This window comes from Enterobacter sp. BWH64, assembly GCF_001037645.1.
In the GTDB taxonomy this organism is placed as follows: Bacteria; Pseudomonadota; Gammaproteobacteria; order Enterobacterales; family Enterobacteriaceae; genus Enterobacter; species Enterobacter hormaechei_C.
This window is the reverse complement of sequence record NZ_KQ089922.1, coordinates 126635-150327: the sequence shown is the minus strand read 5'-3', so window position 1 is coordinate 150327 and position 23693 is coordinate 126635. Positions and strand designations below refer to the sequence as shown.

The window sequence follows — 23693 nt, the reverse complement described above, 5'->3', positions numbered from 1 at the left end:
CGCCTGCCCGTTCTGACATTAATGCGCATTGTGTTTGTAATGAAAAACGGGCAGGCCCAGCTTAAGGCGCAATGCCAGCATACGCGCGGTGAAGCCAAACAGCAGGGTGGAGATAACCACCACATCGTGGCTGGTGACATAGTGCTGCAAGGCGACATAAAGCACTGCCGCGGCAAAGGAGATGCCGGCATACAGTTCCTTCTGGAAAACCAGCGGGATACGTTTGCAGAACATATCCCGCAGCACCCCGCCAAACACGCCCGTGATCACGGCAGCAATGGTGGCGATAACCGGGCCTTCACCCATATCGAGAGCGATTTGTGCGCCAATGATGGAAAAAACAATCAGCCCAAGCGCATCCAGCACCAGGAACACGCGGCGCAGATGAGGCATCACCGGGGCCACAATCGTGGTTAGCACGGCTGCCGTTGCCACGATAATGACGTACTCAGGGTTTTTTACCCAGCCGAGCGGATAATGGCCAAGCAGGATATCGCGCACGGACCCGCCGCCGAGCGCGGTGGCCGTGGCAATAATAATCACGCCGAAGGTGTCCATACGGCGACGTCCGGCAGCGAGCGCGCCGGTCATGGCTTCTGCGGTAATGCCAATAAGATAGAGAATGTGAAGCAGCATAAACCCTCCGGAATGAAGAGGAGGAGATTAGCGATTTGTGCGGAAGATCACGACTGAGATTTTCTAAGGCGAGGGGGTTTGCCCTACAGAAATTTATCAACGCATGCCTGGCGGGCTTGTGATAAGGCGGGAGGAAAAGAAAGTAAGGCTAAATAAGGATTAGAAAAAGTAATGGGTGGTGTGCGAGGCAACACCACCCTGAAAGGAATTACTCGATATTCTGGATCTGCTCGCGCATCTGCTCAATCAGGACCTTCAGCTCAATCGCTGAATTGGTTACCTCTGCATTGATAGACTTAGACGCCAGCGTGTTCGACTCGCGGTTGAACTCCTGCATCATAAAGTCGAGACGGCGGCCTACCGCTTCTTTCTTCTTCAGAATGTTGTAGGTCTCTTTAACGTGCGCTTCCAGACGATCCAGCTCTTCAGCCACGTCCACACGCTGCGCCATCAGCACCAGCTCTTGTTCCAGACGGTTGTTTTCCAGCTGAACTTCCGCCTCTTCCAGTTTGGCGACAAGACGCTCACGCTGCCATTGCAGCACTTCTGGCATATGAGCGCGCACTTTAGCGACTTCGGCGCTCACGCCTTCAAGGCGTTGCTCAATCATCGCTTTCAGCGCCTGGCCTTCGGTTTCACGGGCAACGATAAAGTCATCCAGCGTGCCGTCGAGTGCAGCCAGGATCTCAGCGGTAATCGCGTCCAGATCCTGCTCTCCGGCGGCCATCACGCCAGGCCAGCGCAGAATATCAACCGGGTTGATCTCGCCTTCATCGCTTTGCATTTTGACCCAGTTCGCCGCATTAACCAGCTGTTTTGCCAGCTTTTCGTTCAGGATCAGTTCACCCTGCGCGCTGGCGTCGGGCTCAAAACGCAGGTTACATTCCACTTTCCCGCGGGTCAGACGCGTACGGATACGCTCACGCACCACAGGCTCCAGGCTGCGGAACTGTTCCGGCATACGGAAATACGTTTCCAGATAGCGCTGGTTTACCGAGCGCATTTCCCAGGTAGCGCTACCCCAGCTACCCTTGATTTCACGCCGGGCGTAGGCGGTCATACTGCGGATCATAGACATTCCCGTTTTTAAAGGAGAGATGGGGGGATTATAGCTTTCAGGGGCTTCTCAGGATAGGAATAAGCGTCCTTTATCCGTATAATGCGCAGCCACATTCGTTTCAAGCCGGAGAATCCATCATGCGTCCAGCAGGTCGTAGCGCCAACCAGGTGCGTCCCGTCACCCTGACCCGTAACTATACAAAACACGCTGAAGGCTCCGTGCTGGTTGAGTTTGGTGACACCAAGGTGCTTTGCACCGCGTCCATTGAAGAGGGCGTGCCTCGCTTCCTGAAAGGTCAGGGCCAGGGGTGGATCACCGCCGAATACGGTATGTTGCCGCGCGCAACCCATACCCGTAATGCCCGTGAAGCGGCAAAAGGTAAGCAGGGCGGCCGTACTATGGAGATCCAGCGCCTGATCGCGCGTGCGCTCCGCGCCGCGGTTGACCTGAAAACGCTGGGTGAGTTCACCATCACGCTGGACTGCGACGTGATCCAGGCCGATGGTGGCACGCGTACGGCCTCTATTACCGGTGCCTGTGTGGCGCTGGCAGATGCCCTGAACAAGCTGGTTGCCGCCGGTAAGCTGAAAACCAACCCAATGAAAGGGATGGTTGCTGCTGTCTCCGTTGGTATCGTTAACGGCGAGGCGCTTTGCGATCTGGAATACGTTGAAGATTCTGCCGCAGAAACCGACATGAACGTGGTGATGACCGAAGATGGTCGCATCATTGAAGTGCAGGGTACGGCAGAAGGCGAGCCATTCACTCACGAAGAACTGCTCACCTTGCTGGCGTTGGCCCGAGGGGGAATCGAATCTATTGTAGCGACGCAGAAAGCGGCGTTAGAAAATTGATTTTAAGGCGACCAATGAGTCGCCTTTTTTTTGCCTGTAAGACTGAAAAGACAAAGGAGCAAATCCATGAAATCGTATCAGCGCCAGTTTATTGAGTTTGCGCTTAACAAGCAGGTACTTAAGTTTGGCGAGTTCACGCTGAAATCCGGGCGTAAAAGCCCGTATTTCTTCAACGCCGGGCTGTTTAATACCGGGCGCGACCTGGCACTGTTAGGCCGCTTCTATGCCGAAGCGCTGGTGGATTCCGGGATTGATTTTGACCTGCTGTTTGGCCCCGCGTACAAAGGCATTCCAATTGCAACCACCACGGCGGTAGCGCTGGCGGAGCACCATGACCGCGACGTACCGTACTGCTTTAACCGTAAAGAGGCCAAAACCCACGGTGAAGGCGGCAATCTGGTAGGCAGTGCGTTGCAGGGGCGCGTGATGCTGGTGGATGACGTGATCACCGCAGGTACCGCGATCCGTGAATCGATGGAGATTATCCAGGCTAACGGCGCAACGCTTGCGGGTGTGCTGATTTCGCTCGATCGTCAGGAGCGCGGGCGCGGCGACATCTCTGCTATTCAGGAAGTGGAGCGCGATTATGGCTGCAAGGTCACGTCGATTATCACGCTGAAAGACCTGATTGCGTATCTGGAAGAGAAGCCTGAGATGGCTGATCATCTGGCGGCGGTGCGTCAATACCGCGAAGAGTTTGGCGTATAATTCAATTGCCCGGTGGCGCTACGCTTACCGGGCCTACCCGTTCGTAGGCCGGATAAGGCAAAGCCGCCATCCGGCGATGGCGTTACTGTAACTGAGCAGCCACTAACGGCCAGCGGGCGTCAAAATCGTCCGTTGGTCGATATTTAAACTCGCTGCGCACAAACCGGGAGAGCATCCCTTCGCAAAAAGCCAGGATCTGGCTTGCCAGCAGGGTCTCATCCGTATTATATCCCTCGCCTTCCCGCATTTTCTTCTCGCGCAGAACCTGACGCAGCTGGGCTTCGATACGCTCAAAAAGCTGGTTTATACGGCCTTGCAGACGATCCTGTTCAAACATCAGCGCGTGGCCGGTCAGAATACGGGTCAGACCCGGGTTACGTTCACCAAAGCCCAGAATCAGCAGCACAATCAGACGCAGACGCGTGCTGGTGTCTTTTTCATCCTTCAGAATCAGGTTGATGCGCGTGATCAGGCTGTCTTCGATAAACTCGATCAGGCTGTCAAACATCCGGGTTTTGCTCGGGAAATGACGATACAGCGCCGCCTCTGACACGCCCACAGAGGCCGCCAGTTTTGCGGTGGTGATGCGTTGACTGCCGTCGCTGGATTCAAGCATCAGAGCCAGAGATTGAAGTATTTCTTCGCGACGATTCCTTTTCGCGGTTTGTTTTTCTGCCATGTTACAAAATACCCCTGAAAATAAGCACTTGTCAGGCTGGCAACCACACAGCGACCCGCAAACTGACGTTTGCGGTTTGTTATTGCATTATGGCGCTGTGAGATGCGTGTTTGTCGGGCGGTTATTTGCGCCCGGAATGGCCGAAGCCGCCTTCGCCACGGTCGGTAGCGTCGAAGTCTGCCACCAGGTTAAATTCTGCCTGCACCACCGGTACAAACACCATCTGCGCGATACGCTCGCCCGGCTCAATGGTGAAGCTGTCCTGGCCACGGTTCCAGACGGATACCATCAGCTGACCCTGATAGTCAGAATCGATCAGGCCGACCAGATTACCCAGCACGACGCCATGCTTGTGGCCCAGGCCAGAGCGCGGCAGGATCACCGCTGCCAGTGACGGGTCAGCAATGTGAATCGCCAGCCCGGTCGGGATCAGGGTCGTTGCACCCGGCGCCAGTTCTACGGCGTCATCAAGACAGGCGCGCAGGTCAAGACCGGCAGAGCCGGAGGTGGCATACGTTGGCAGCGGAAATTGCTCGCCAACGCGCGGGTCCAGAATCTTAACGTCGATTTTTTTCATCATAACGGGTAACGATCTCGTCCAGTAAGTGTTGGCCCAGGAGTTCTTTGCGCTCAAGCGGTAAGACTTTATCTCCCTCCTGCCAGAAAAGGTGCAATGCGTTGCTGTCGCTGTTAAATCCTTGCGTGGACAGCGATACGTCGTTCGCGCAAATCAAATCGAGGTTTTTGCGGGTACGTTTTTGCCGGGCATATTCTTCCACATTATTCGTTTCTGCGGCAAACCCAACAACGTAAGGTCGATGAGTTTTCAATGCGGCGACACCGGCAACGATATCCGGGTTCTTCACCATTTTTATTGTTAATTCATCACCTTGCTTTTTAATTTTGGCGTCGGCAATGGTTTCGGCGCGGTAATCAGCGACGGCCGCACAGCCGATAAAAATATGCTGCTGTTGAGCATGTGCCTGTACGGCGGCTTCCATTTCCAGCGCGGTCGTTACATCAATACGCTGCACAAACGCAGGGGTGGTAAGCGACACCGGGCCGCTCACCAGCGTGACGTTCGCGCCGCGTTTGGCTGCCGCGGCAGCAATCGCAAAGCCCATTTTGCCTGAGCTGTGGTTGGTGATGTAACGCACCGGATCCAGCGGCTCGCGCGTGGGGCCCGCGGTAATCATGATGTTGAGATGTTGCAGATCGTTGACAGGCGAGAAATGGGCGGCGGCCATATCAACAATCGTCAATGGGTCGAGCATACGCCCTGGCCCAACGTCGCCGCAGGCCTGGCTGCCACTGTCCGGTCCCCAAATCAGCAGGCCGCGCGAGGCCAGCGTGTCCAGATTATGCTGGGTAGCGGCGTTGCGGTACATCTGCTGGTTCATTGCGGGCACAACCGCGACGGGCGCAGGCGTGGCGAGGCAAATGGTCGTTACCAGATCGTTCGCCATACCGGCTGCCACGCGGGCAATTAAATCTGCCGTGGCGGGGGCAAGGATAACCAGATCGGCCCATTTCCCCAGCTCAATGTGGCCCATTGCGGCTTCGGCTGCCGGGTCGAGCAGGCTGTCGGATACCGGGTATCCCGAGACGGCTTGCAGGCTCAGCGGGGTGATAAAGGCTTTGCCGCCTTCGGTGATCGCGACCCGTACGTCGGCCCCGCGCTCGCGCAAACGGCGCACCAGGTCTGGCGTTTTATAGGCAGCAATACCGCCGCTGACGCCAAGAACGATTTTTTTACCGGCCAGGCTCATCATGATTCTTTCCTGTTGGGTTTCACCAGAGAGCGGGCATTTTATCACAATCCCTAAAACGGGGTGATGATGTCCTTAATTCACTTTGCGAGGCGTTACGCAAGAACGAAATGCCAGCGTCGAACCCCGAATTTGCCTGTGGCAGCATAATGGCAAACAGAAGGAGGCCGGGCATGGAAGAGACTGAACTGCTGCTACCGCGTGAAAAAATGCTGCGTCATGGCGTCACGTTGTTAAAGGACGACGAGCTGCTGGCGCTCTTTTTACGCACAGGCACGCCGGGGAAAACGGTATTTACGCTGGCAAAAGAACTGATAGACCATTTCGGTTCACTGTATGGATTGCTGACTGCTGAGCTGGAGGCGTTTACGCACGTTGAGGGCATTGGCGTGGCGAAATATGCCCAGTTACGGGGCATTGCCGAGCTGGCCCGGCGATTTTACAACGTGCGTATGGAGGAAGAAGACCCGATCCTCACCCCCGACATGACCCGCGAATTTCTGCAAAGCCAGCTCTCCGATCTGGAGCGGGAGATCTTTATGGTGATCTTTCTCGACAACAAAAACCGGGTACTGAAACATACCCGCCTTTTTTCGGGAACATTGAGCCACGTTGAGGTGCATCCGCGTGAAATTGTGCGGGAAGCGATAAAAGTGAATGCAGCCGGCGTGATCCTCGCGCATAATCACCCCTCTGGCTGTGCAGAACCAAGCAGAGCTGACAAAGCAATTACCGAACGTATTATCAAATGCTGTCAATTCATGGACATTCGTGTGCTGGACCATCTGATAATTGGCCGCGGAGAGTACATTTCTTTTGCCGAACGTGGCTGGATTTAGGCCTTTTCTCGCGATCCATCGGGATCTTTGTCTGTTCGGGACTTGAGCACACCGCCGAGTCAGCGTATACTACGCCACCTTTGAGAATCTCGGGTTTGGCATTTGGGCCTGGCAATCGAGAGTTCAATAGAACTATGCGATGACCGGGCTGTAAAGCCTGACGAGGCGCCGATACCCCATACGAAGCTCGAGCTAATTTGATTTTTGGAGAATAGACATGTCCCGAGTCTGCCAAGTTACTGGCAAGCGTCCGGTGACCGGTAACAACCGTTCCCACGCACTGAACGCGACTAAACGCCGTTTCCTGCCGAACCTGCACTCTCACCGTTTCTGGGTTGAGAGCGAGAAGCGTTTTGTCACCCTGCGCGTATCTGCTAAAGGTATGCGTGTAATCGATAAGAAAGGCATCGATACAGTTCTGTCCGAACTGCGTGCCCGTGGCGAAAAGTACTAAGTACTTAAAGAGGAAATAAATCATGGCTAAAGGTATTCGCGAGAAAATCAAGCTGGTTTCTTCTGCTGGTACAGGTCACTTCTACACCACCACGAAGAACAAACGTACTAAGCCGGAAAAACTGGAACTGAAAAAATTCGATCCAGTTGTACGCCAGCACGTACTGTACAAAGAAGCTAAAATCAAATAATTTTAGTCTCCTTGTATTGAAAAACCCCGCAACTGCGGGGTTTTTTGCATTCTGCATCTCAACGGAGGAACCATGCCTGAATTACCTGAGGTAGAGACCAGCCGCCGCGGCATTGAGCCCCATCTGGTTGGCGCGACTATTCTTCATGCTGTCGTTCGCAACGGGCGTCTGCGCTGGCCGGTGTCCGATGAGATCCACGCGTTAAGCGACAAACCCGTCCTGAGCGTGCAGCGCCGCGCGAAATACCTGCTGCTGGAGCTGCCTGACGGCTGGATCATTATCCATCTGGGCATGTCGGGAAGCCTGCGCATCCTCACCGAAGAGTTGCCTGCGGAAAAGCACGACCACGTTGATCTGGTGATGAGTAACGGCAAAGTACTGCGTTACACCGACCCGCGTCGCTTTGGCGCATGGCTGTGGACCAAAGAGCTGGAAGGACACAACGTGCTGGCGCATCTCGGACCTGAGCCGCTGTCAGAGGCGTTTAACGCGGATTATCTCAAAGAGAAGTGCGCGAAAAAGAAAACCCCGATTAAACCCTGGCTGATGGATAACAAGCTGGTGGTGGGCGTGGGAAATATCTATGCCAGCGAATCGTTGTTTGCCGCCGGGATCCATCCCGATCGGCTGGCCTCCTCGCTGTCGGCGCAGGAGTGCGAGCTGCTGGTCAGAGTAATTAAAGCGGTACTGCTGCGCTCAATTGAGCAGGGCGGGACGACGCTGAAGGATTTCCTGCAAAGCGACGGGAAGCCGGGCTATTTTGCGCAGGAGTTGCAGGTTTATGGCCGTAAGGGTGAGCCGTGCAGAGCCTGCGGGACGCCGATTATTGCCACGAAGCACGCTCAGCGCGCCACGTTTTACTGCCGTCAGTGCCAGAAGTAGGGTTACTTTAGCTTTTCCATCAACGCCTGGTGGACGTTAACCGGCAGGAAGTGGGTAACGTCCCCGTGATGGCGCGCCACCTCTTTCACCAGTGAGGAAGAGATGAAGGACCACTCTTTGGAGGGCATCAGGAATACGCTCTCCAGCTCCGGCATCAGATGGCGGTTCATGTGTGCCAGCTGCATCTCATATTCGAAGTCTGCTACCGCGCGAAGACCGCGGATCAGGATATTGGCCTGCCGGTCACGGGCAAAGTTTGCCATCAAGTCGCTGAATCCGACGACCTCAACATTCGACAGATGCGAAATCGCATCGGTGGCAAGCTGCACGCGTTCGTTCAGGTCGAACATCGGCTTTTTGCTCGGGCTGGCGGCAATGGCCAGAATCACCTTGTCGAACATACACGCCGCACGGGTGATGATATCAAGATGACCGTTAGTGATCGGATCGAAGGTACCCGGATAAATCGCTTTTGTGCTCATGGCTCACGTTTTCTCTGAGTAGCCGCGGTTCAGCGCCCACAGCTCGGTGTATTTGTTGAAAGTATACTGGGCATTCACTACGGCCAGTAACCAGCCCTGTTTGCCGTCCAGCACGCCGCCACGCAGCAGCAGCGTTTTCAGAAACGCGCCCAGCGTGTGGGTGAAGATGCCGGTCAGCGTGGCCTTCTTGCCGCGCGTATGCCGCTCCTGCGCCCAGGCGGTGGCATAGTTCAGCTGTTTACGCTGGAAGCTGGCGAAATCGCGGCAGGTCAGATGAAGCAGATCGCCCGTCAGGGGGATGACCTGAGCGCCATCGCAGGCCAGAGATTCATGGACCAGGTTGTCGTTGTACTGATAACGCTCGCGCGCATAGAGGCGCATCACGCGGTCGGGGTACCAGCCGCTGTGGCGCATAAAGCGGCCCAGGAAATAGTTACGACGCGCGATACTGTAGACCGCGCCGGGCTGTGGCGCGGCAAGCACCGTTTGAATGGCCTGTCGGAGTTCCGGGGTGACGCGCTCATCGGTATCGATCATCAACACGTAATCGCCCGTGGCGTAACCCTGCGCACGCTGGCGCTGAATACCGTAGCCCTGCCAGTCGGTGTCGGTAAAGACTTTTGCCCCGGCTGCACGGGCAACGTCCGCCGTGTTGTCCGTACTTCCGGAGTCGAGAATGACGATTTCGTCAGCCCAGGCAACAGAGGCCAGGCAATCCGGAAGCAGGTCGGCGGCGTTTTTGGCGATCATCACGACCGACAGACGCGTTGACATTAGTGGCTCCGCTGCGGCAGGTAAGGTTGCAGAAGTTGCAGCAGACGGGTCAGTGCGCCCTGGTTCTGATGCAGGACTTCAACGGCGTGACGACCGTACCACAGGCGGTAATCTTCGTCAGTCAGAAGGGTAGAGACCTCTTTGACCACCGAATCCGCGTCGGTCACGGTGATTAAGCCATCGGCTTGCTGCAATTTCGCGCAGATATCTTTGAAGTTAAACGTGTGTGGCCCCATCAGTACGGGGATGGCGTGGGCTGCTGGCTCCAGCGGGTTATGACCACCGCGCTCCACCAGGCTTCCGCCAACGAATGCAAGATCGGCGATCCCGTACAGCAGCATCAGTTCGCCCATCGTATCGCCAATCACCACCTGCGTGCTGCCAGAGGGGATTTCGCCGCTGCTGCGCAGGGTGAAGCTGAAACCGCCTTTTTGCACCATCTCGCGGGCATCTTTAAAACGCTCAGGATGGCGAGGAACCAGAATCAGAAGTAAATCAGGGAATTTTTCCAGCAGCTGGCGGTGAGCCTGAAGAATAATGGCTTCTTCGCCATCATGGGTGCTGGTGGCAATCCAGACCTGGCGACGCGGCGCCCACTGACGACGCAGTGTTACCGCACGGGCGGCGAGTTCAGGGGTGACGGAAATATCGAACTTCAGGCTACCCGTGACCGCAAGCTGGTTGCGCTTCAGGCCGAGGGCGATAAAGCGCGCGGCATCTTCTTCGTTCTGCGCGGCGATCAGCGTGATTTTGCTGAGCAGGCGACGCATAAATTTACCCAGCTTGCCGTACCCTTTCGCCGAGCGTTCCGACAGACGCGCGTTGGCGATAACCAAAGGAATTTTACGGGCATGCAGGGCGGAAATCATATTCGGCCACAGTTCGGTTTCCATGACGATCACCAGTTTAGGGCGCACGGTATTCAGGAAACGGTTCATGGCGCAGGGGAGATCGTACGGCAGGTAGACGTGATGCACGTCTTTACCGAAGGCAGACATCACGCGCTCTGAGCCGGTTGGCGTCATCGTGGTGACGGTGATGGGCAGTGACGGATAACGGTGGCGCAGGGCACGCACCAGTGGAATGGCGGCCAGCGTTTCCCCGACTGACACGGAATGCAGCAGAATACCGTCCGGCGCCACTTTATTGCGGCAGTAGCCATAACGTTCGGCCCAGCGTTTACGGTACGCAGGCGCTTTACGGCTACGAAGCAACAGTCGCAGCCACACCAGTGGCTGAATGATGTAGAGCAGGGCGGTATACAACAATTCCAAGCGATTATCCGTTTTTTTAGTTTCGGCCGGGAAATTCTAAGCATTTAAGCGTGCTAAAGCTATCTCTTATGCCAGATACCGTTTTAAACGGAAGTAGCGCCGGCCCAGGCGCCAGCGCAAACGCGGGCTTTTGGCACTTTTCCAGATGAGCTTCCAGATCCCGGTGTCGAAGAACTCTTTGATTATCATTGATTTCTTCGCCTCATCCTTCATGTTGTCGAAGGTATGAATAATTCCCAGACCCTCTTTAGCGATTTGCCAGTAACAGGCCGGGATATTTTTCACTTTATCCGGGTAGCGCTGGTTAATGGCATCAAGCATCTTCAGGATCTTCATATAATGGCGCGCAGAGCGAATCAGCGTGTCGTCATTATCCGGGGTGTGCGATACCGAGGCGGAGTGAATGTAGTAGTCGTAAAAGCGTTCGCTGGTGTACTGAACGCGTTCCGCGGCAAGCAGCACCTCAGTCGTCCACGGGATATCCTGATGGCGCAGGCTTGGCTCGAAACGGAAGCCGTGCTGACGAATAAAATCGTGACGATAGATATTCAGCCAGGTCACATGCAGGAACTTACGTGAATCCAGCGCCTTTTTTAACCATGCCGCGCCATTCATGACGCCCGTTGAGGCGAGCTTATCTTCAGGGAAGATAGGGCGAGACGGTTTTTTGTTATTTTCCCAGACGTAGTTGCCATTGCAGGTGGCGACATCCAGGTTCTGCGTGACGGCCATATCCAGCAGACGCTGGTACATGCCGGGTTTGAAGACATCATCAATATCCGGGAAAGAGAGATACTGCCCGGTCGCAACGGCCAGGCCAGTATTACGCGCGATGGACACGCCCTGATTAGGTTGTTCAATAACCTGCATCTGTGGCAGCTTTTCGCGCCATTTTTCGACAATCTGCATCGAGCGGTCAGTGGAACCGTCATTCACGATGATGACTTCCATACTGTCGATGTGTTGATTTACAAGGCAGGTAAAGAACTGATCGAGAAAAGCTTCACCGTTATAAACGGCCACCACCACGCTTAATAAAGGCGCTGAATTTTGCATATGAAACCTGATTATTTTTGGTTGTCGACCAAAGCAATGTATTGCTGGCAAATGGCGTTGATACCGAACGATGCGATCGTTTCGCGATCAACAACCGGCGGAGAGGCATACAGTTCTGCCAGTGTTTTCGCCAGTGATTCGTCGGTTAACGCTGTCAGACCACGCGCCAGGGGGCCAGTAAGGATCTCAGCAGGGCCGCCAGGGCAGTTTGTACTCACCGGTGGGGTCTGACAGATAATGGACTCTACCAGTACATTACCAAAACCTTCGCAGTCGGAACTTAACACTAAAAGGCGTGCCCCTTTGATCCACGGGTAGGGGTTGGTTTCGAACGGGCGGAAGACGATCTTGTTTTCAATTCCCAGCTTAGCGGCAAGCTGTTTGAGCTGATTTATTTTCGCGTCAGAACCTTTGCCCATCAACACCAGCGATGCGTCGATCTTGCTCAGCGCGAACGCCCGCAGCAGCCTGTCGTGACGTTTGTGTTCATGAAAACGGCCAACATGGATAATGTAATCCTGCCCCTGCATCTTAAAGGGCGCTTCCGCCAGACGCTGAATTTCAGGGATATCAAAGGGGTTATGGATAACCGCTTTGCGCCGCAGGGGGATCGCGAGTACTTCAGACAGATCGTGCAGCACGGCGCCAGAAACCGCCACCACGTTGCGGTTTTCATAGGTATGACGAATTTTATAATGCTTAAACCAGCGAGAAAGCCCGCTGCGATGGCGCAAATAGGAGAAGGAGAACATCCCGTGTACGCAGAACCAGACCTTATCCCGATCCAGCACGCGGCTGTGCGCCACGATACGGTCGGTTTTATGCAGATGTGAGAACACGACGTCAAATTTACCGCTGCGTTCTGCCTGCTCGATGGCGCGATCCAGCAAACGGGCGCGACGCGGGATCTCGGTCAGCTTCCGCCAGGGTTTTTTACAGGTATCCTGCACAACCTGAAAATCGATGCCTTCCGGAATGGCGTAGTCGCACACCTTCCGTAATGAGAAAAGGGTGACCTGATGCCCCAGTTCTGTCAGTCCGCTGGAGAGGGTGAGAACCGTTTTTTCGGCTCCTCCACCGGGTAAACCATCAATAATCATTAGGATGCGCATTATTAATCCAGTAATTTTTGATAAAGCGAAATAAGCTGACTTGATAGTTTTTCAGGGGTTGCTTCTCTGACGCGTTCACGCGCCGCAAGCCCCATATTGTTATTTTTTTCCAGTGAAGGGATGGACATGACGGCCTCCTTCAATGTGTGGATATCAAGTGCATCACAGTAAAACCCGTTCTGGCCTTGCTCAATAAATTCTGAACCACCGCAACTCTCTGACGTAATGACGGGCAATCCACAGGCCATTGCTTCAAGTATGACGTTAGGGAAAGGATCATACAGCGTCGGCAGCAGTAAACCATCAGAAAGCTGATAAAACGGCAGCGTCTCTTTTTGCATCCCCAGGAAACGGATTTGCCCCTCACAGCCTAATGAACGGGCGAGGTCGCGATAACGGCTTTCCGCTTTATCCTGACCGACCACAACCAGCCACGCCGAGGTTCCTGCTATAGCCCGAATAGCGCTTGCCAGCCCCTTACGTTCAAACCCTGAACCCACGAAGCAGAAAATGACGGCATCAGCGGGTAAGCCAAATTGCTGACGCAGTACAGCGCGTTGCCTCTCTTCTGCCGGAACGAAGCGGCTGGAATCTATTGAATTATAAATCACATGTATCTTTTTTGCGTCAATATCAAAGTCTTCGACGATTTCGCGCTTGATCATCTCCGCATTACAGATAACGGCTTTCAACTCGGGAGCCTGGTACATTTCACGTTCTGCGTGCATCACGTAGCGGTGATAGCGATCGTGCATAAGCAGCTTCGCGCGCCAGGCGGGGAGAATACGCGTACGCTGTAGCAGCCAGCGTCGATGTACACCATCCCCGGCGCGGTAAATATCGCAGCCCGGAATACGTTCGTGGCTCTGGACAATATCAAACTGCTGTTGCTGCCACAGCGCGCGCGCGGCGTGTGCAAAGCCGCGCTCACGGCTGATGCGGCCCCACTTTCGGGGATCGCAAATATGAATATGCCAGTCGTCCTGCTTTTCGCCCTGCCACTCGCGGGTGATGACGTTGAGCTCAAGATTTTGATTGCTCAGCGCGGTAAGTGCCCTGGAGACAAAACGTTCTGCTCCCCCATCCGGGCGATATTTTTGGCGCACAATGGCCAGACGATGAAGCTTCATTGCAGGTATCTCCTTGCGGCGGAGACGACAGCATCAACGGGGATGGCGTCGAGATAACGTTCCGTCGTTTTTGTATCAATGGCGTCAGGGTTGGGAAGCGGGCCGTAGTTACCTGCCCAGATGACCTCTCCGTTAACCTGCCATGGCGACCAGAACGTCAATTTTGACGGGCCAAACAGCGCCACGCAGGGCGTCTGAAGAGCGGCGGCCATGTGCATGGGTACGGAGTCAACGCCAATGAACAGGATCGCGTGATCGATTAGCGAGGCCAGCTGGCGCAGGGTTAACTGCCCTGCCAGCGATACAACACCCGTCTGCGGGGAGGCGGCAAGAATGCGGTCAATCATCGCCAGCTCTTTCTTATCCGGTCCCGCCGTGAGGACGATAGTGTGGCCGTCCTGCTGCAACGCGGCGATAGTTTGCGCCATTTTGCCTTCATCCCAGCACTTAAAGAACCAGCGTGAAGTGGGTTGAATAACGATGTAGCGGTCTCCCACGCCCTTTTGCGACAGCTTTTGGTGAGCATGGCGCCAGTCATCCACGCTGTAAGCCATGGTCACGGTAGGGTTGGCCATTACCGGCAGCGCTGACAGTATGGAGAGATTTTGTTCAACGGTGTGCAACGACTGATGGCTGGCGACCGAGACCAGTTCACTGTGACAAAAACGCCAGAAGGCATTATTGCGCTTGTTAAAAGCGAACCCGAGCCGAACCGGTGCGCCGGTGAAGCGGGTAACAATCGCGCTGCGCCACTGATCGGCAAGATTGATCACCAGATGATAATGCTGAGCGCGTAAAGCACGAAGCAACTGCCACTCTTTTTGCAGGTGCTTCAGCGTCCCCAGCTGCTTCCATTTACGATCGATACCATAGATCGTCCCGATTGCCGGGTGCGCGGCGAGCATGTCTCGCGTCTCTTCATAGAGAAGCACGTCGATTTGGGCTTCAGGCCATTTCTGGCGTAATGAATTGATGACGGGGGTGGTGAGTAACATGTCACCATGATGGCGAAGTTTGATCAGTAAAATGCGCAAATCAGGCGTGTCAGGTAAGTTATTCATCATCATCTTATCGGCGTTGTACTATTGGCAATTCTAATAGACCTGGTAACGACTTGCACTCTTTCTCCATAATGTCAGGAATTTCCCTGGAAGGGTTTACTCCTGCTTTCGGGCGTGCGTAACATAGCGCTAACTATTTTGTCTTGCGGGCTCATTATGAAAAAACCAGCGTTTATCATCACGATCGATACCGAAGGGGATAATCTCTGGCAGAACCACCGGGTGATCAAAACGGAAAACGCGCGCTATTTGGCGCGGTTTCAGGCGCTTTGTGAACGCTTCGGCTTTAAGCCCGTCTGGCTGACCAACTACGAGATGGCAGTCGAACCGGTATTCATTGAGTTCGCGAAAGAGGTCATAGCCCGCGGCCAGGGTGAGGTGGGAATGCATCTCCATGCCTGGAATAGCCCTCCGGAGCACGATCTGACCGGTGATGACTGGCGCTGGCAGCCTTATCTGATTGAGTTTTCAGACGAGGTCATGCGTGAGAAAGTGCTCTTCATGACCCGCTTACTGGAAGAGACTTTCCAGACAAAAATGCTCAGCCATCGCGCCGGGCGCTGGGCATTCGACAGCCGTTACGCCCAGTTGCTGATTGAGCTGGGGTATCAGGTAGATTGTTCCGTTACGCCGCGCGTGAACTGGCGCAACGCGAAAGGTGCCCCGCAGGGTAAGGGCGGAACGAATTACCAGCATTTTCCCGATCGTGCCTACTTTTTGGACGTAGACGACATTTCCCGGCCGGGAAACAGCCCTCTCCTCGAAGTGCCGATGAGCATCCAGTATAAACACCCGGCATGGCTGAATTCCCTGAAGCAGGGTTATGATCGTCTGCGCGGTAAATACCGTTCTCCGTCAGTTAACTGGTTACGTCCGTCCGGAGGAAATGCGGCGGAGATGATTAAGGTTGCGCAGCAGTGCCTGGCTCAGGGGAATGACTACGTGGAATTCATGCTGCATTCGTCGGAATTTATGCCTGGCGGGAGCCCTACTTTTAAAGACGAGGTCGCGATTGAGGGGCTGTATCAGGATCTGGAGCAGCTCTTTACCTGGTTATCAGATAAGACCGTGGGGATGACGCTGGCGGAGTTTTACCAGTACAAAAAATAGTTATGCCCGCCAGGCGGGCATATTTGTTATTGCTGTTTTGTTTGTGAGAAAGGTGTACTTAGCGCAAACAAAATCATAAAGAAGATTAAGGCTTCTGAACTGAGCAGTATGACATCTGTCAGTCCATACAAAAGCAAAAGAAGCATCGACGTCAGCAGCAGTGCATTTCTGTTTCGTAGGGCATACACAATCATCGAAACGAAGAAAAAGAGCATTACCGCTACGCCGGGGATCCCCTGCAAAGAGTATTTCTCAATAAATTCATTATGCAGGTGGACTTTGATGTATTCGAGTGCACTGCCAAGGTGAGGATGGCCGTCTTTAATGTAGTGTCGGGTCCACGCTTCACGCTCTTCCAGCGATTGCCCTAACGGATGGGCAAGACCATTCTCGATCCCGATAGTCCACATCGAAAAACGTGCGCCGAGTGAGGTGCGGTCAAAACCTTGTTGATAACGTTCAACCTCACGTTGGGTTTGTTGTATTTTTGGCGAAATCAATGGCTTGTAGCTAACGATTACAACGCCTGCAACAATGCATAAAAAGATGAGGGCTGATTTAAGATGAATCTTTCTGAAATGATAAAGCGTGAGCACAATCGCCAGAAGCAGATATAAACCCATCGCAGCGCGGGTCCCCGTCAACAGTATGACGAAGTAAGAGATTAATATAGTGAAGCCCGCAACAACATACAGCTTCACGTTCTGTTGAAGGTAAAGACTGTATACAAAAGCCAGTGACAGGACAGAATAAACATAAGCTGAAACGGTGGCACGGTTAATTGCCATCTCAACGCGAGTCATACCTTGCGAGGCCTGCCACAAGCCATACCCTGTGGCGAGCACAAACCCCAGGGCCGTTGCGAAGAAGAAGAATTTCCTGAAGGTATCCTTATCGATATAAAACTTAAAGCGGTCGATATAGAAAATCAGGACACTCGCTAAAATTAACTTTTTGCTGGCACCGAGGTAGTCGCTGTAAAGGTTGAGGCCCTCGTTATGATACTCATAGAGTAAGTACCAGCCGAGGTTAAGTAACCCAATCAGCAGAATGGGCAGCGCTATAGTAAAAGGTCGCAAAGTGATTTTTTTATATTCGAAAGCCAGGCCAATAATACTGACGTAAATAGCGATATAGAAAAACTCTCTTTGCTTCCCAGAACTGACTAAGGCCAGTATCAAGGAGATGAGGCTTAAAGCGATCGTCAGTTGATATAGCCGTGGTTTTATTTTTTCCATAACGCCTCAATAACCCTTTTTTTGTAGCTAAAACGAACATCGGTGGACATGAAAAAAGACAATGTATACATGGTCTTTACGCGTTGTTTCACGAGCTGCAATTGTTGGTCTGTCAGACAGGACCGATGGTTGCTGTAAATATCAAACCAGTGGCAATTGACGAGATGTTTGTAGCGTGACGGAAATGTTCTTTCCATCTGTAACGTGCATTCGACAAGCGTTGAAATTTTACTGGCGTCCAGACTGCTCGACAAACTGTCGCGACGCTTGATGTAATAATAATGCCCCTGGCGTTGATAGGCTATTTTGCTCGATTGCATCAACATTCCCGGGAAGACAGCGAAATCCTCATAACATAACATCGGAGGTATGGGGTTTTTCTCGTAAAGACTACGATGAATAAACTGGCCAATGAGATGTGCCTGAAAGTCTTTATGAAGTAAGAAACGAGCAATTGCTTCATGTTGTGACAATGGCACAGGATTAAATCCCTGCCAGTCTGAAGTCATTCTCCGGGGATCGCGAATCTCAAGCAAACGAGTCAGTAACATGTCCGGACGTTGCGCTTTCAGGAAGGCTATTGCGTCCCTGAGGCTGCCCGGCTTTAAGCAATCATCACTGTCGAGCATCGTAATATACTCACCCGATGCCAGCGCGACAGCGCTGTTTCTTACCCGGCCAACGTTACGAAAGTTCACGGTGCGCGTTATGATCTGAGGAAATTTCGGCGACCACTCTTCAATTATTGCCTGCGTGGCATCCTCAGAACTGTCATTGAAAATAATGACTTCAGTATCCTGATCGGTTGCTGCCAGCAGGCTTGAAAGCGTGGCGTGCAGCGTAGCTTCAGCGTTATGCGCAGCAATAATGACGCTTAAAAAAGCCATAAAAATTAGTTTCCTTGAGCGTCGGTAGCGCTAGCCAGTGAGCGGGCTTTTGGTAATGTACGGATAAACTGCTGAAGATCGTGTAACGCGGAGTCAGTGACAGAGAATAGCGCTTCCCGTTCTTGCGGGAAGTAATAGCGCGTTTCAAACACATAAGAACAAATGTTATCGTCATTCCCGATCAGCATCACATTGCCAAGCGGACGCTGTTCATAGTGACAACACGGTCCAAACAGCAGGACCACCGGCACGCCGACGGCGTCTGCGATGTAGACATTCCCCGAGTCAGACGCGATATAGCAGTCCATCTTAGAAATGGCCCAGGGAAGCTCTTCCAGCGAAATTTTGCCAATAAGATTGATAAAATTGGGGATGTCACCGTAAAGACGGGTGATATCGTCCATCCACGACTGTTCGTTTGGCGCGCCGAAGACATAAAACTCGCAGGGTAAATCAGCAAGTTGATCAACAATCCGCTTCCAGATAACCGGAGGGACGGTTTTGGCTTTATTGCCCGCCGCAATACTGATGCCGATGCGGATAACGCCAGGTTTATCAAGTATGGCCGGCCAGGTCGTCGGCTTGAAGAGTGGCTTTGTGGCGTGCTTGGGAGAGTCTTGCCACGTGAGCGAGCGGTCGGCCAGTTTCAGGTAGTTCGTCACCGAAAGCGTTTTTTTGCCATGCTCAACGGTACCGTCGGCCGCGAGATAGAAAATCCCGTGATACCACCTGCGCGTGTAAATGCTTAAAAATTGTTTGTTTTTGGCATTGCAGACGGCGGCAAAAAAGAGGTTCACGCTGTTGGGCTGTAGCAGGTAGACGTTGTCGTAGCGGTTCATGATCCTGCACGCGAAGCACAGTTTACGCCACAGGTTGCGCTTATGCTGCTCAATAAAATAGATCTGCTCAATAGTCTCATCATGCTTCGCCAGCGCGCCAACGCTGCGACTGATCAACACATCGCTTTTTTGCAGATATGCCAGAAGAGGCGTCGCATTAATAAAGTCACCGATTTTGGCTGTCTGAATGACAAGGTTCTTGCCCGTGTCCTTTCGAAACAGCTTCCGGATGAGTTTCACCGGAAAGAGTAAAATCAGCAGAAATACATAACTCATGGGTTAAATATCCCTGTTGGAAAGCCGATGGCTGCCCTGTAAAAATGAAAAAATAGCATCTGCGCTAATATCCTTCGTTTGTTGCGTAGGGCTAACCATCTGATGCTGGTTTTTACCGTAACCCCCGATCAACCCCGGATCGGTCGGGCCGAAAATCGTGATATTAGGACGATCCAGTGCGGCGGTTAAATGGCTTAACCCTGTATCCACAGAAACGACGGCGTTAGCGCCCGCCAGCTGTGCGGCAACCTGCGCCAGCGTGAGTTTGGGTAACACCTCGACGTGGGAAAAACCTGCTGCCAGACGTTCCGCTCGCTGCCGCTCATGTTCAGCGCCCCACGGGAGTTTAATATGGATACCGCAAGGTTGCATTAGTTCAATCAGCCTTCTCCAGTGCGTTTCCGGCCAGTGCTTATCATCGCGCGTTGTGGCATGCAGGAAGACCAGATACGGCGCGATATCACTGTCCGTTTCGCGCAGAAAATGCTGTGCGATGGCGTAGTCGCCCTGGAGGTCGGGTTTTGCATAGCCGAGACTCTTAGCGAACAGCTCGCGGGTACGTTCCACGGCGTGCTGCTGCTTCGCAATATGGTGGCGACGGTTATAGAACAGGCTCGCCAGCGGTTCGCGGGCGGTTTGCCAGTCCATGCCGTGCTTTACGCCGTGCGCCAGACGCGTGACCAGCGCGGCGCTTTTCACCAGCCCCTGGGCGTCGACGATCGCGTCGTAACGCCGGGCCTGCACCGCTTCGCGGAAGGCTTTGCGTTCGGCTTTAATCGGTGCGGAGAACCACGCTTTGCGCCAGCGGCGAATGGCCACCGGGATAACGCGATCAACCGCTTCATGCCAGGTGGGGATCTGCGCGAAGCCTTCTTCCACCACCCAGTCAAAACGGATGCCGGGAATGGCCCGCATGGCGTCCGTCAGCGACGGCAGCGTATGCAGAACATCACCCATTGAGGAGGTTTTAACGATCAATACCCGCATCCGTTATCCTTCTTCGCTCAACAGCAGTGCGTTGAGTTCTTCAAGGACGCGCTGCGGCGTGATGTCGATCAGGCTCTGATGATAGCCTTCTGCGGCATCGCCTTTACGCACCTTGTGGTAGCCGGTGATCAAACGGATCACGCGCGCCTTGTGCGACAGCGGTGGCGTGAAGTCCGGGCTGCTTGGGCCATACAGCGCGACCAGCGGGCGGTCCAGCGCGGCGGCGACGTGCATCAGGCCAGAGTCGTTACTGACCACGGCCTTACAGGCGGCAATCAGGATAACCGCCTGCTCGAGCTGCGTTTCCCCGGCCAGGTTTCGGCACCATGCCTGTTGCTCGGTGCTCAGCGTGGCGAGAATTTCATTGCCCGCCTCATGATCTTTCGCCGAGCCAAACAGCACAATCTGATAGCCTTCATCGATAAGCTGTTTCGCCAGCTCTGCATAGTGATAGTGCGGCCAGCGTTTTGCCGGACCGAATTCTGCGCCAGGGCAGAACCCAATCATCGGGCGTTCGGACGAAATGCCAAATGCGTTGCAGGTGTGGGATTTCTCCCCGTCGCTTACCTGGAGCTGCGGCCACAGCAGCGGCTGCGGCAGATCTTTCGCGCTGCGCATCACGCCTTTGTCGTAGGCCAGCGCCACGTAGCGCTCCACCATCAGCGGCCAGGCCTCTTTATCCAGCACCCGGGCGTCGTTCAGCAGGCCGTAGCGCATTTCACCGCGCCAGCCGGTACGGTGCGGGATGCCCGCAAAGAAGGGCACAAGGGCGGATTTAAAAGAGTTTGGCAGCACGTACGCGCGGTCATAGCGCTTCTCACGCAGGCTGTGGCCGAGTTTGCGGCGTTCACCGATTTCCAGCGCCCCGTGGCCGAGCGGCATCGGGATCGCCTCGTTCACTTCCGGCATACGCGATAACAGCGGACGGCACCATGCGGGTGCCATCACGTCGATTATCGCCTGGGGATAACGCGCCTTGAGCGTGCGATAGAGACTTTGCGACATCATCATGTCGCCCACCCATGACGGGCCGATCACCAGAATCTTCATACTTATGCGTCGCGGTTCAGCCAGGCCATATATTCCGTTACGCCCTCGGCAACGGTCTTGAACGGCTTGTCGTAACCTGCGGCGCGCAGGTTAGTCAGGTCCGCCTGGGTGAATGCCTGGTAGCGGCCTTTCAGCTTATCCGGGAACGGAATGTACTCGATGCTGCCTTTCTTATGGTACGCCAGCGTCGCGTCTGCCACCGCCTGGAAGGATTCCGCGCGGCCGGTGCCCAGGTTGAAAATGCCGGACACGCCATTTTCCAGGAACCACAGGTTTACTGCCGCCACATCGCCCACGTAGACGAAGTCACGCTTGAAGCCGTCGCTGCCTTCGAACAGTTTCGGGCTTTCGCCGTTATTTAATTGGGTGTTCAGGTGGAACGCCACGCTCGCCATGCTGCCTTTGTGGCCTTCGCGCGGCCCGTAGACGTTGAAGTAGCGGAAGCCGACAATCTGCGAGTTCGCTTCTGGCAGGATCTGACGTACGTACTCATCAAACAGGAATTTGGAGTAACCGTAAACGTTCAGCGGCTGCTCATATTCGCGGGATTCGATGAAATCTGAAGTGCGCCCACCGTAAGTTGCCGCGGAAGAGGCGTACAGGAACGGAATTTCACGCTCCAGGCAGTAGTGCAGGAGCTCTTTGGAGTACTGATAGTTGTTATCCATCATGTACTTGCCGTCCCACTCGGTGGTGGAGGAGCAAGCACCTTCGTGAAAGATGGCTTCGATCTCGCCGAACTCTTCACCCGCCATAATCTGGATAAGGAAGTCTTCTTTATCCATGTAGTCAGCGATGTTCAGATCCACCAGGTTAACGAACTTGGTGCCGTCTTTCAGGTTGTCCACCACCAGAATGTCGGTGATGCCTTTGTCATTGAGGGCCTTAACAATATTGCTGCCGATAAAGCCCGCGCCGCCAGTAACGATGATCATAACTGTAACCTTTGAAGTATGAGTCGGGGAATATCCCGAACGCTAATCTCTTTATCATATCATCACAATGCTCAGGCTTCAGCCATTCACCGATATGCAGCAGGGGTACGCGTGATTTATGCTGCAAAAACGAGAAGAGATACTGCGTCATCTCGTCATGAACTATTGGTTTGGGTAATATGTGCCAAAATTTGCCGAGTCTGGAGAATTGCAATGCGTGGTGATTTTTACAAACAGTTAAACAGCGACCTCGACACCGCACGTGCGGAAGGGTTGTTCAAAGAAGAGCGTATTATCACGTCTGCCCAGCAGGCGGACATCACCGTTGCCGACGGCAGCCATGTGATCAACTTTTGCGCGAACAACTATTTAGGTCTTGCGAATCACCCTGAGCTAATTGCCGCGGCGAAAAACGGCATGGACACCCACGGTTTCGGTATGGCCTCCGTTCGCTTTATCTGCGGTACGCAGGACAGCCACAAGCAGCTTGAGCAAAAGCTGGCGAACTTCCTCGGAATGGAAGACGCGATTCTGTACTCCTCCTGCTTCGACGCCAACGGCGGTCTGTTTGAGACCCTGCTCGGCGCAGAAGACGCGATTATCTCCGACGCCCTGAACCACGCCTCCATCATCGACGGCGTACGCCTGTGCAAAGCGAAGCGTTTCCGCTACGCCAACAACGACATGGTGGAGCTGGAAGCGCGCCTGAAAGAGGCCCGTGAAGCAGGGGCTCGCCACGTCCTGATCGCCACCGACGGCGTGTTCTCCATGGACGGTGTGATTGCCAACCTGAAAGGCGTGTGCGATCTGGCGGATAAATACGACGCGCTGGTGATGGTGGATGACTCTCACGCGGTCGGTTTTGTCGGCGAAAACGGTCGTGGCTCCCACGAATACTGCGACGTAATGGGCCGCGTGGATATCATCACCGGTACGCTGGGCAAAGCGCTCGGCGGCGCGTCTGGCGGCTACACTGCCGCGCGTAAAGAGGTGGTCGAGTGGCTGCGCCAGCGCTCCCGCCCGTATTTGTTCTCCAACTCCCTGGCGCCGGCGATTGTGGCTGCCTCCATTAAAGTGCTGGAGATGGTGGAATCCGGGGCTGAGCTGCGCGACCGCCTGTGGGCTAACGCCCGCCTGTTCCGTGAAAAAATGAGTGCCGCAGGATTCACCCTGGCCGGTGCCGATCACGCGATCATTCCGGTGATGCTGGGCGACGCGGTTGTCGCGCAGAAATTTGCTCGTGAGCTTCAGAAAGAAGGGATTTACGTGACCGGGTTCTTCTTCCCGGTGGTACCAAAAGGTCAGGCGCGTATCCGCACCCAGATGTCTGCGGCGCACTCGCCTGAACAAATTGAACGTGCGGTGGAAGCCTTTACCCGCATCGGCAAACAGCTGGGCGTCATTGCCTGAG

At 54.2% G+C, this 23693-nt stretch carries 26 protein-coding genes; 8 read left to right on the top strand and 18 right to left on the bottom strand.

Going from position 1 to position 23693, the window contains the following annotated elements:
- Window positions 1–18: 18 nt before the first annotated feature.
- Entirely contained in the window at window positions 19–636 is a 618-nt protein-coding gene (locus tag SK50_RS00755; protein ID WP_015570045.1) for a trimeric intracellular cation channel family protein, read from the bottom strand.
- Between the two features lie 208 nt (window positions 637–844).
- Window positions 845–1708, bottom strand: a complete 864-nt coding sequence (locus SK50_RS00750; RefSeq protein WP_003860907.1) for a YicC/YloC family endoribonuclease — start codon at window positions 1706–1708, stop codon at window positions 845–847.
- Between the two features lie 125 nt (window positions 1709–1833).
- Between SK50_RS00750 and rph the strand changes: the two genes are divergently transcribed.
- Complete coding sequence (gene rph / locus SK50_RS00745) at window positions 1834–2550, top strand: ribonuclease PH (RefSeq protein WP_015570044.1); 717 nt, start codon at window positions 1834–1836, stop codon at window positions 2548–2550.
- 66 nt (window positions 2551–2616) lie between these two features.
- On the top strand, window positions 2617–3258 hold the full coding sequence (pyrE, locus tag SK50_RS00740; RefSeq protein WP_015570043.1) for an orotate phosphoribosyltransferase: 642 nt from the start codon (window positions 2617–2619) through the stop codon (window positions 3256–3258).
- Window positions 3259–3340: 82 nt separating this feature from the next.
- Here the strand turns inward: pyrE and slmA are convergent, their stop codons facing one another.
- The 3 genes from slmA to coaBC all read right to left on the bottom strand — a co-directional run bounded on the left by slmA (window position 3341) and on the right by coaBC (window position 5706).
- The gene (slmA, locus tag SK50_RS00735; protein WP_003860901.1) at window positions 3341–3937 is read right to left on the bottom strand and encodes a nucleoid occlusion factor SlmA; all 597 of its coding nucleotides are present in this window, start codon (window positions 3935–3937) and stop codon (window positions 3341–3343) included.
- Between the two features lie 121 nt (window positions 3938–4058).
- On the bottom strand, window positions 4059–4517 hold the full coding sequence (dut, locus tag SK50_RS00730) for a dUTP diphosphatase (protein WP_015570042.1): 459 nt from the start codon (window positions 4515–4517) through the stop codon (window positions 4059–4061).
- The gene (coaBC, locus tag SK50_RS00725) at window positions 4495–5706 is read right to left on the bottom strand and encodes a bifunctional phosphopantothenoylcysteine decarboxylase/phosphopantothenate--cysteine ligase CoaBC (protein ID WP_026094347.1); all 1212 of its coding nucleotides are present in this window, start codon (window positions 5704–5706) and stop codon (window positions 4495–4497) included. Before coaBC ends, dut begins: the two co-directional genes overlap by 23 nt.
- A gap of 173 nt (window positions 5707–5879) precedes the next feature.
- Between coaBC and radC the strand changes: the two genes are divergently transcribed.
- From radC to mutM, 4 genes are all read left to right on the top strand, one after another.
- Window positions 5880–6545, top strand: a complete 666-nt coding sequence (gene radC, locus SK50_RS00720; RefSeq protein ID WP_006812419.1) for a RadC family protein — start codon at window positions 5880–5882, stop codon at window positions 6543–6545.
- A 217-nt stretch (window positions 6546–6762) separates the two neighbouring features.
- Window positions 6763–6999: a 50S ribosomal protein L28 gene (rpmB, locus tag SK50_RS00715; protein ID WP_002436699.1), complete on the top strand. Its 237-nt coding sequence runs from the start codon at window positions 6763–6765 to the stop codon at window positions 6997–6999.
- A gap of 22 nt (window positions 7000–7021) precedes the next feature.
- On the top strand, window positions 7022–7189 hold the full coding sequence (gene rpmG / locus SK50_RS00710) for a 50S ribosomal protein L33 (RefSeq protein WP_003024094.1): 168 nt from the start codon (window positions 7022–7024) through the stop codon (window positions 7187–7189).
- 72 nt (window positions 7190–7261) lie between these two features.
- Complete coding sequence (mutM, locus tag SK50_RS00705) at window positions 7262–8071, top strand: bifunctional DNA-formamidopyrimidine glycosylase/DNA-(apurinic or apyrimidinic site) lyase (protein WP_003860879.1); 810 nt, start codon at window positions 7262–7264, stop codon at window positions 8069–8071.
- 2 nt (window positions 8072–8073) lie between these two features.
- On the opposite strand, the gene coaD is transcribed toward mutM, so the two are convergent.
- The 7 genes from coaD to rfaQ form a co-directional block, all read right to left on the bottom strand.
- Window positions 8074–8553, bottom strand: a complete 480-nt coding sequence (coaD, locus tag SK50_RS00700) for a pantetheine-phosphate adenylyltransferase (RefSeq protein ID WP_015570040.1) — start codon at window positions 8551–8553, stop codon at window positions 8074–8076.
- A 3-nt stretch (window positions 8554–8556) separates the two neighbouring features.
- Complete coding sequence (locus SK50_RS00695) at window positions 8557–9327, bottom strand: glycosyltransferase family 2 protein (RefSeq protein WP_017693965.1); 771 nt, start codon at window positions 9325–9327, stop codon at window positions 8557–8559.
- Window positions 9327–10601, bottom strand: coding sequence for a lipid IV(A) 3-deoxy-D-manno-octulosonic acid transferase (waaA, locus tag SK50_RS00690; protein WP_003860874.1), 1275 nt, complete (start codon window positions 10599–10601; stop codon window positions 9327–9329). Before waaA ends, SK50_RS00695 begins: the two co-directional genes overlap by 1 nt.
- Before the next feature lie 66 nt (window positions 10602–10667).
- The gene (locus tag SK50_RS00685; protein WP_017693964.1) at window positions 10668–11657 is read right to left on the bottom strand and encodes a glycosyltransferase; all 990 of its coding nucleotides are present in this window, start codon (window positions 11655–11657) and stop codon (window positions 10668–10670) included.
- 11 nt (window positions 11658–11668) lie between these two features.
- Window positions 11669–12769, bottom strand: coding sequence for a glycosyltransferase (locus tag SK50_RS00680; protein WP_048228974.1), 1101 nt, complete (start codon window positions 12767–12769; stop codon window positions 11669–11671).
- 2 nt (window positions 12770–12771) lie between these two features.
- Complete coding sequence (locus tag SK50_RS00675; RefSeq protein ID WP_015570036.1) at window positions 12772–13899, bottom strand: glycosyltransferase family 4 protein; 1128 nt, start codon at window positions 13897–13899, stop codon at window positions 12772–12774.
- The gene (rfaQ, locus tag SK50_RS00670; RefSeq protein WP_017693961.1) at window positions 13896–14966 is read right to left on the bottom strand and encodes a putative lipopolysaccharide heptosyltransferase III; all 1071 of its coding nucleotides are present in this window, start codon (window positions 14964–14966) and stop codon (window positions 13896–13898) included. The genes SK50_RS00675 and rfaQ overlap by 4 nt, the downstream gene beginning before the upstream one ends.
- Window positions 14967–15116: 150 nt before the next feature.
- Here rfaQ and SK50_RS00665 point away from each other — a divergent pair, with 150 nt between their 5' ends.
- Window positions 15117–16070, top strand: coding sequence for a polysaccharide deacetylase family protein (locus SK50_RS00665; protein WP_017693960.1), 954 nt, complete (start codon window positions 15117–15119; stop codon window positions 16068–16070).
- Window positions 16071–16096: 26 nt separating this feature from the next.
- Here SK50_RS00665 and SK50_RS00660 read toward each other — a convergent pair whose 3' ends face one another.
- The 6 genes from SK50_RS00660 to rfaD are packed head-to-tail and all read right to left on the bottom strand — an operon-like array spanning window position 16097 to window position 22282.
- Window positions 16097–17308, bottom strand: a complete 1212-nt coding sequence (locus tag SK50_RS00660; RefSeq protein ID WP_015570034.1) for an O-antigen ligase family protein — start codon at window positions 17306–17308, stop codon at window positions 16097–16099.
- A complete protein-coding gene (locus tag SK50_RS00655) occupies window positions 17296–18195 on the bottom strand; it encodes a glycosyltransferase family 2 protein (protein WP_045343869.1) in 900 nt (299 codons plus the stop codon). The genes SK50_RS00660 and SK50_RS00655 overlap by 13 nt, the downstream gene beginning before the upstream one ends.
- A 5-nt stretch (window positions 18196–18200) precedes the next feature.
- Window positions 18201–19310, bottom strand: coding sequence for a glycosyltransferase family 9 protein (locus SK50_RS00650; protein ID WP_017693958.1), 1110 nt, complete (start codon window positions 19308–19310; stop codon window positions 18201–18203).
- Between the two features lie 3 nt (window positions 19311–19313).
- Window positions 19314–20297: a lipopolysaccharide heptosyltransferase RfaC gene (gene rfaC, locus SK50_RS00645; RefSeq protein ID WP_017383611.1), complete on the bottom strand. Its 984-nt coding sequence runs from the start codon at window positions 20295–20297 to the stop codon at window positions 19314–19316.
- Between the two features lie 3 nt (window positions 20298–20300).
- Window positions 20301–21347, bottom strand: a complete 1047-nt coding sequence (gene rfaF / locus SK50_RS00640; protein ID WP_015570031.1) for an ADP-heptose--LPS heptosyltransferase RfaF — start codon at window positions 21345–21347, stop codon at window positions 20301–20303.
- A 2-nt stretch (window positions 21348–21349) separates the two neighbouring features.
- On the bottom strand, window positions 21350–22282 hold the full coding sequence (gene rfaD, locus SK50_RS00635) for an ADP-glyceromanno-heptose 6-epimerase (protein WP_003860858.1): 933 nt from the start codon (window positions 22280–22282) through the stop codon (window positions 21350–21352).
- Window positions 22283–22495: 213 nt separating this feature from the next.
- On the opposite strand from rfaD, the gene kbl reads away from it, so the two are divergent.
- A complete protein-coding gene (gene kbl, locus SK50_RS00630; RefSeq protein WP_015570030.1) occupies window positions 22496–23692 on the top strand; it encodes a glycine C-acetyltransferase in 1197 nt (398 codons plus the stop codon).
- Window position 23693 lies beyond the last annotated feature (1 nt).

Coding starts and splice junctions, on each gene's coding strand:
- coaD (WP_015570040.1), bottom strand. CDS start 8,553: ATGAGCACAAAAGCGATTTATCCGGGTACCTTCGATCCGATCACTAAC.
- SK50_RS00665 (WP_017693960.1), top strand. CDS start 15,117: ATGAAAAAACCAGCGTTTATCATCACGATCGATACCGAAGGGGATAAT.
- rfaD (WP_003860858.1), bottom strand. CDS start 22,282: ATGATCATCGTTACTGGCGGCGCGGGCTTTATCGGCAGCAATATTGTT.
- rpmG (WP_003024094.1), top strand. CDS start 7,022: ATGGCTAAAGGTATTCGCGAGAAAATCAAGCTGGTTTCTTCTGCTGGT.
- SK50_RS00685 (WP_017693964.1), bottom strand. CDS start 11,657: ATGCAAAATTCAGCGCCTTTATTAAGCGTGGTGGTGGCCGTTTATAAC.
- SK50_RS00750 (WP_003860907.1), bottom strand. CDS start 1,708: ATGATCCGCAGTATGACCGCCTACGCCCGGCGTGAAATCAAGGGTAGC.
- mutM (WP_003860879.1), top strand. CDS start 7,262: ATGCCTGAATTACCTGAGGTAGAGACCAGCCGCCGCGGCATTGAGCCC.
- kbl (WP_015570030.1), top strand. CDS start 22,496: ATGCGTGGTGATTTTTACAAACAGTTAAACAGCGACCTCGACACCGCA.
- radC (WP_006812419.1), top strand. CDS start 5,880: ATGGAAGAGACTGAACTGCTGCTACCGCGTGAAAAAATGCTGCGTCAT.
- dut (WP_015570042.1), bottom strand. CDS start 4,517: ATGATGAAAAAAATCGACGTTAAGATTCTGGACCCGCGCGTTGGCGAG.
- coaBC (WP_026094347.1), bottom strand. CDS start 5,706: ATGAGCCTGGCCGGTAAAAAAATCGTTCTTGGCGTCAGCGGCGGTATT.
- rpmB (WP_002436699.1), top strand. CDS start 6,763: ATGTCCCGAGTCTGCCAAGTTACTGGCAAGCGTCCGGTGACCGGTAAC.
- slmA (WP_003860901.1), bottom strand. CDS start 3,937: ATGGCAGAAAAACAAACCGCGAAAAGGAATCGTCGCGAAGAAATACTT.
- pyrE (WP_015570043.1), top strand. CDS start 2,617: ATGAAATCGTATCAGCGCCAGTTTATTGAGTTTGCGCTTAACAAGCAG.
- SK50_RS00755 (WP_015570045.1), bottom strand. CDS start 636: ATGCTGCTTCACATTCTCTATCTTATTGGCATTACCGCAGAAGCCATG.
- SK50_RS00655 (WP_045343869.1), bottom strand. CDS start 18,195: ATGGCTTTTTTAAGCGTCATTATTGCTGCGCATAACGCTGAAGCTACG.
- SK50_RS00660 (WP_015570034.1), bottom strand. CDS start 17,308: ATGGAAAAAATAAAACCACGGCTATATCAACTGACGATCGCTTTAAGC.
- rph (WP_015570044.1), top strand. CDS start 1,834: ATGCGTCCAGCAGGTCGTAGCGCCAACCAGGTGCGTCCCGTCACCCTG.
- rfaQ (WP_017693961.1), bottom strand. CDS start 14,966: ATGATGATGAATAACTTACCTGACACGCCTGATTTGCGCATTTTACTG.
- SK50_RS00695 (WP_017693965.1), bottom strand. CDS start 9,327: ATGTCAACGCGTCTGTCGGTCGTGATGATCGCCAAAAACGCCGCCGAC.
- rfaF (WP_015570031.1), bottom strand. CDS start 21,347: ATGAAGATTCTGGTGATCGGCCCGTCATGGGTGGGCGACATGATGATG.
- SK50_RS00675 (WP_015570036.1), bottom strand. CDS start 13,899: ATGAAGCTTCATCGTCTGGCCATTGTGCGCCAAAAATATCGCCCGGAT.
- SK50_RS00680 (WP_048228974.1), bottom strand. CDS start 12,769: ATGCGCATCCTAATGATTATTGATGGTTTACCCGGTGGAGGAGCCGAA.
- SK50_RS00650 (WP_017693958.1), bottom strand. CDS start 19,310: ATGAGTTATGTATTTCTGCTGATTTTACTCTTTCCGGTGAAACTCATC.
- rfaC (WP_017383611.1), bottom strand. CDS start 20,297: ATGCGGGTATTGATCGTTAAAACCTCCTCAATGGGTGATGTTCTGCAT.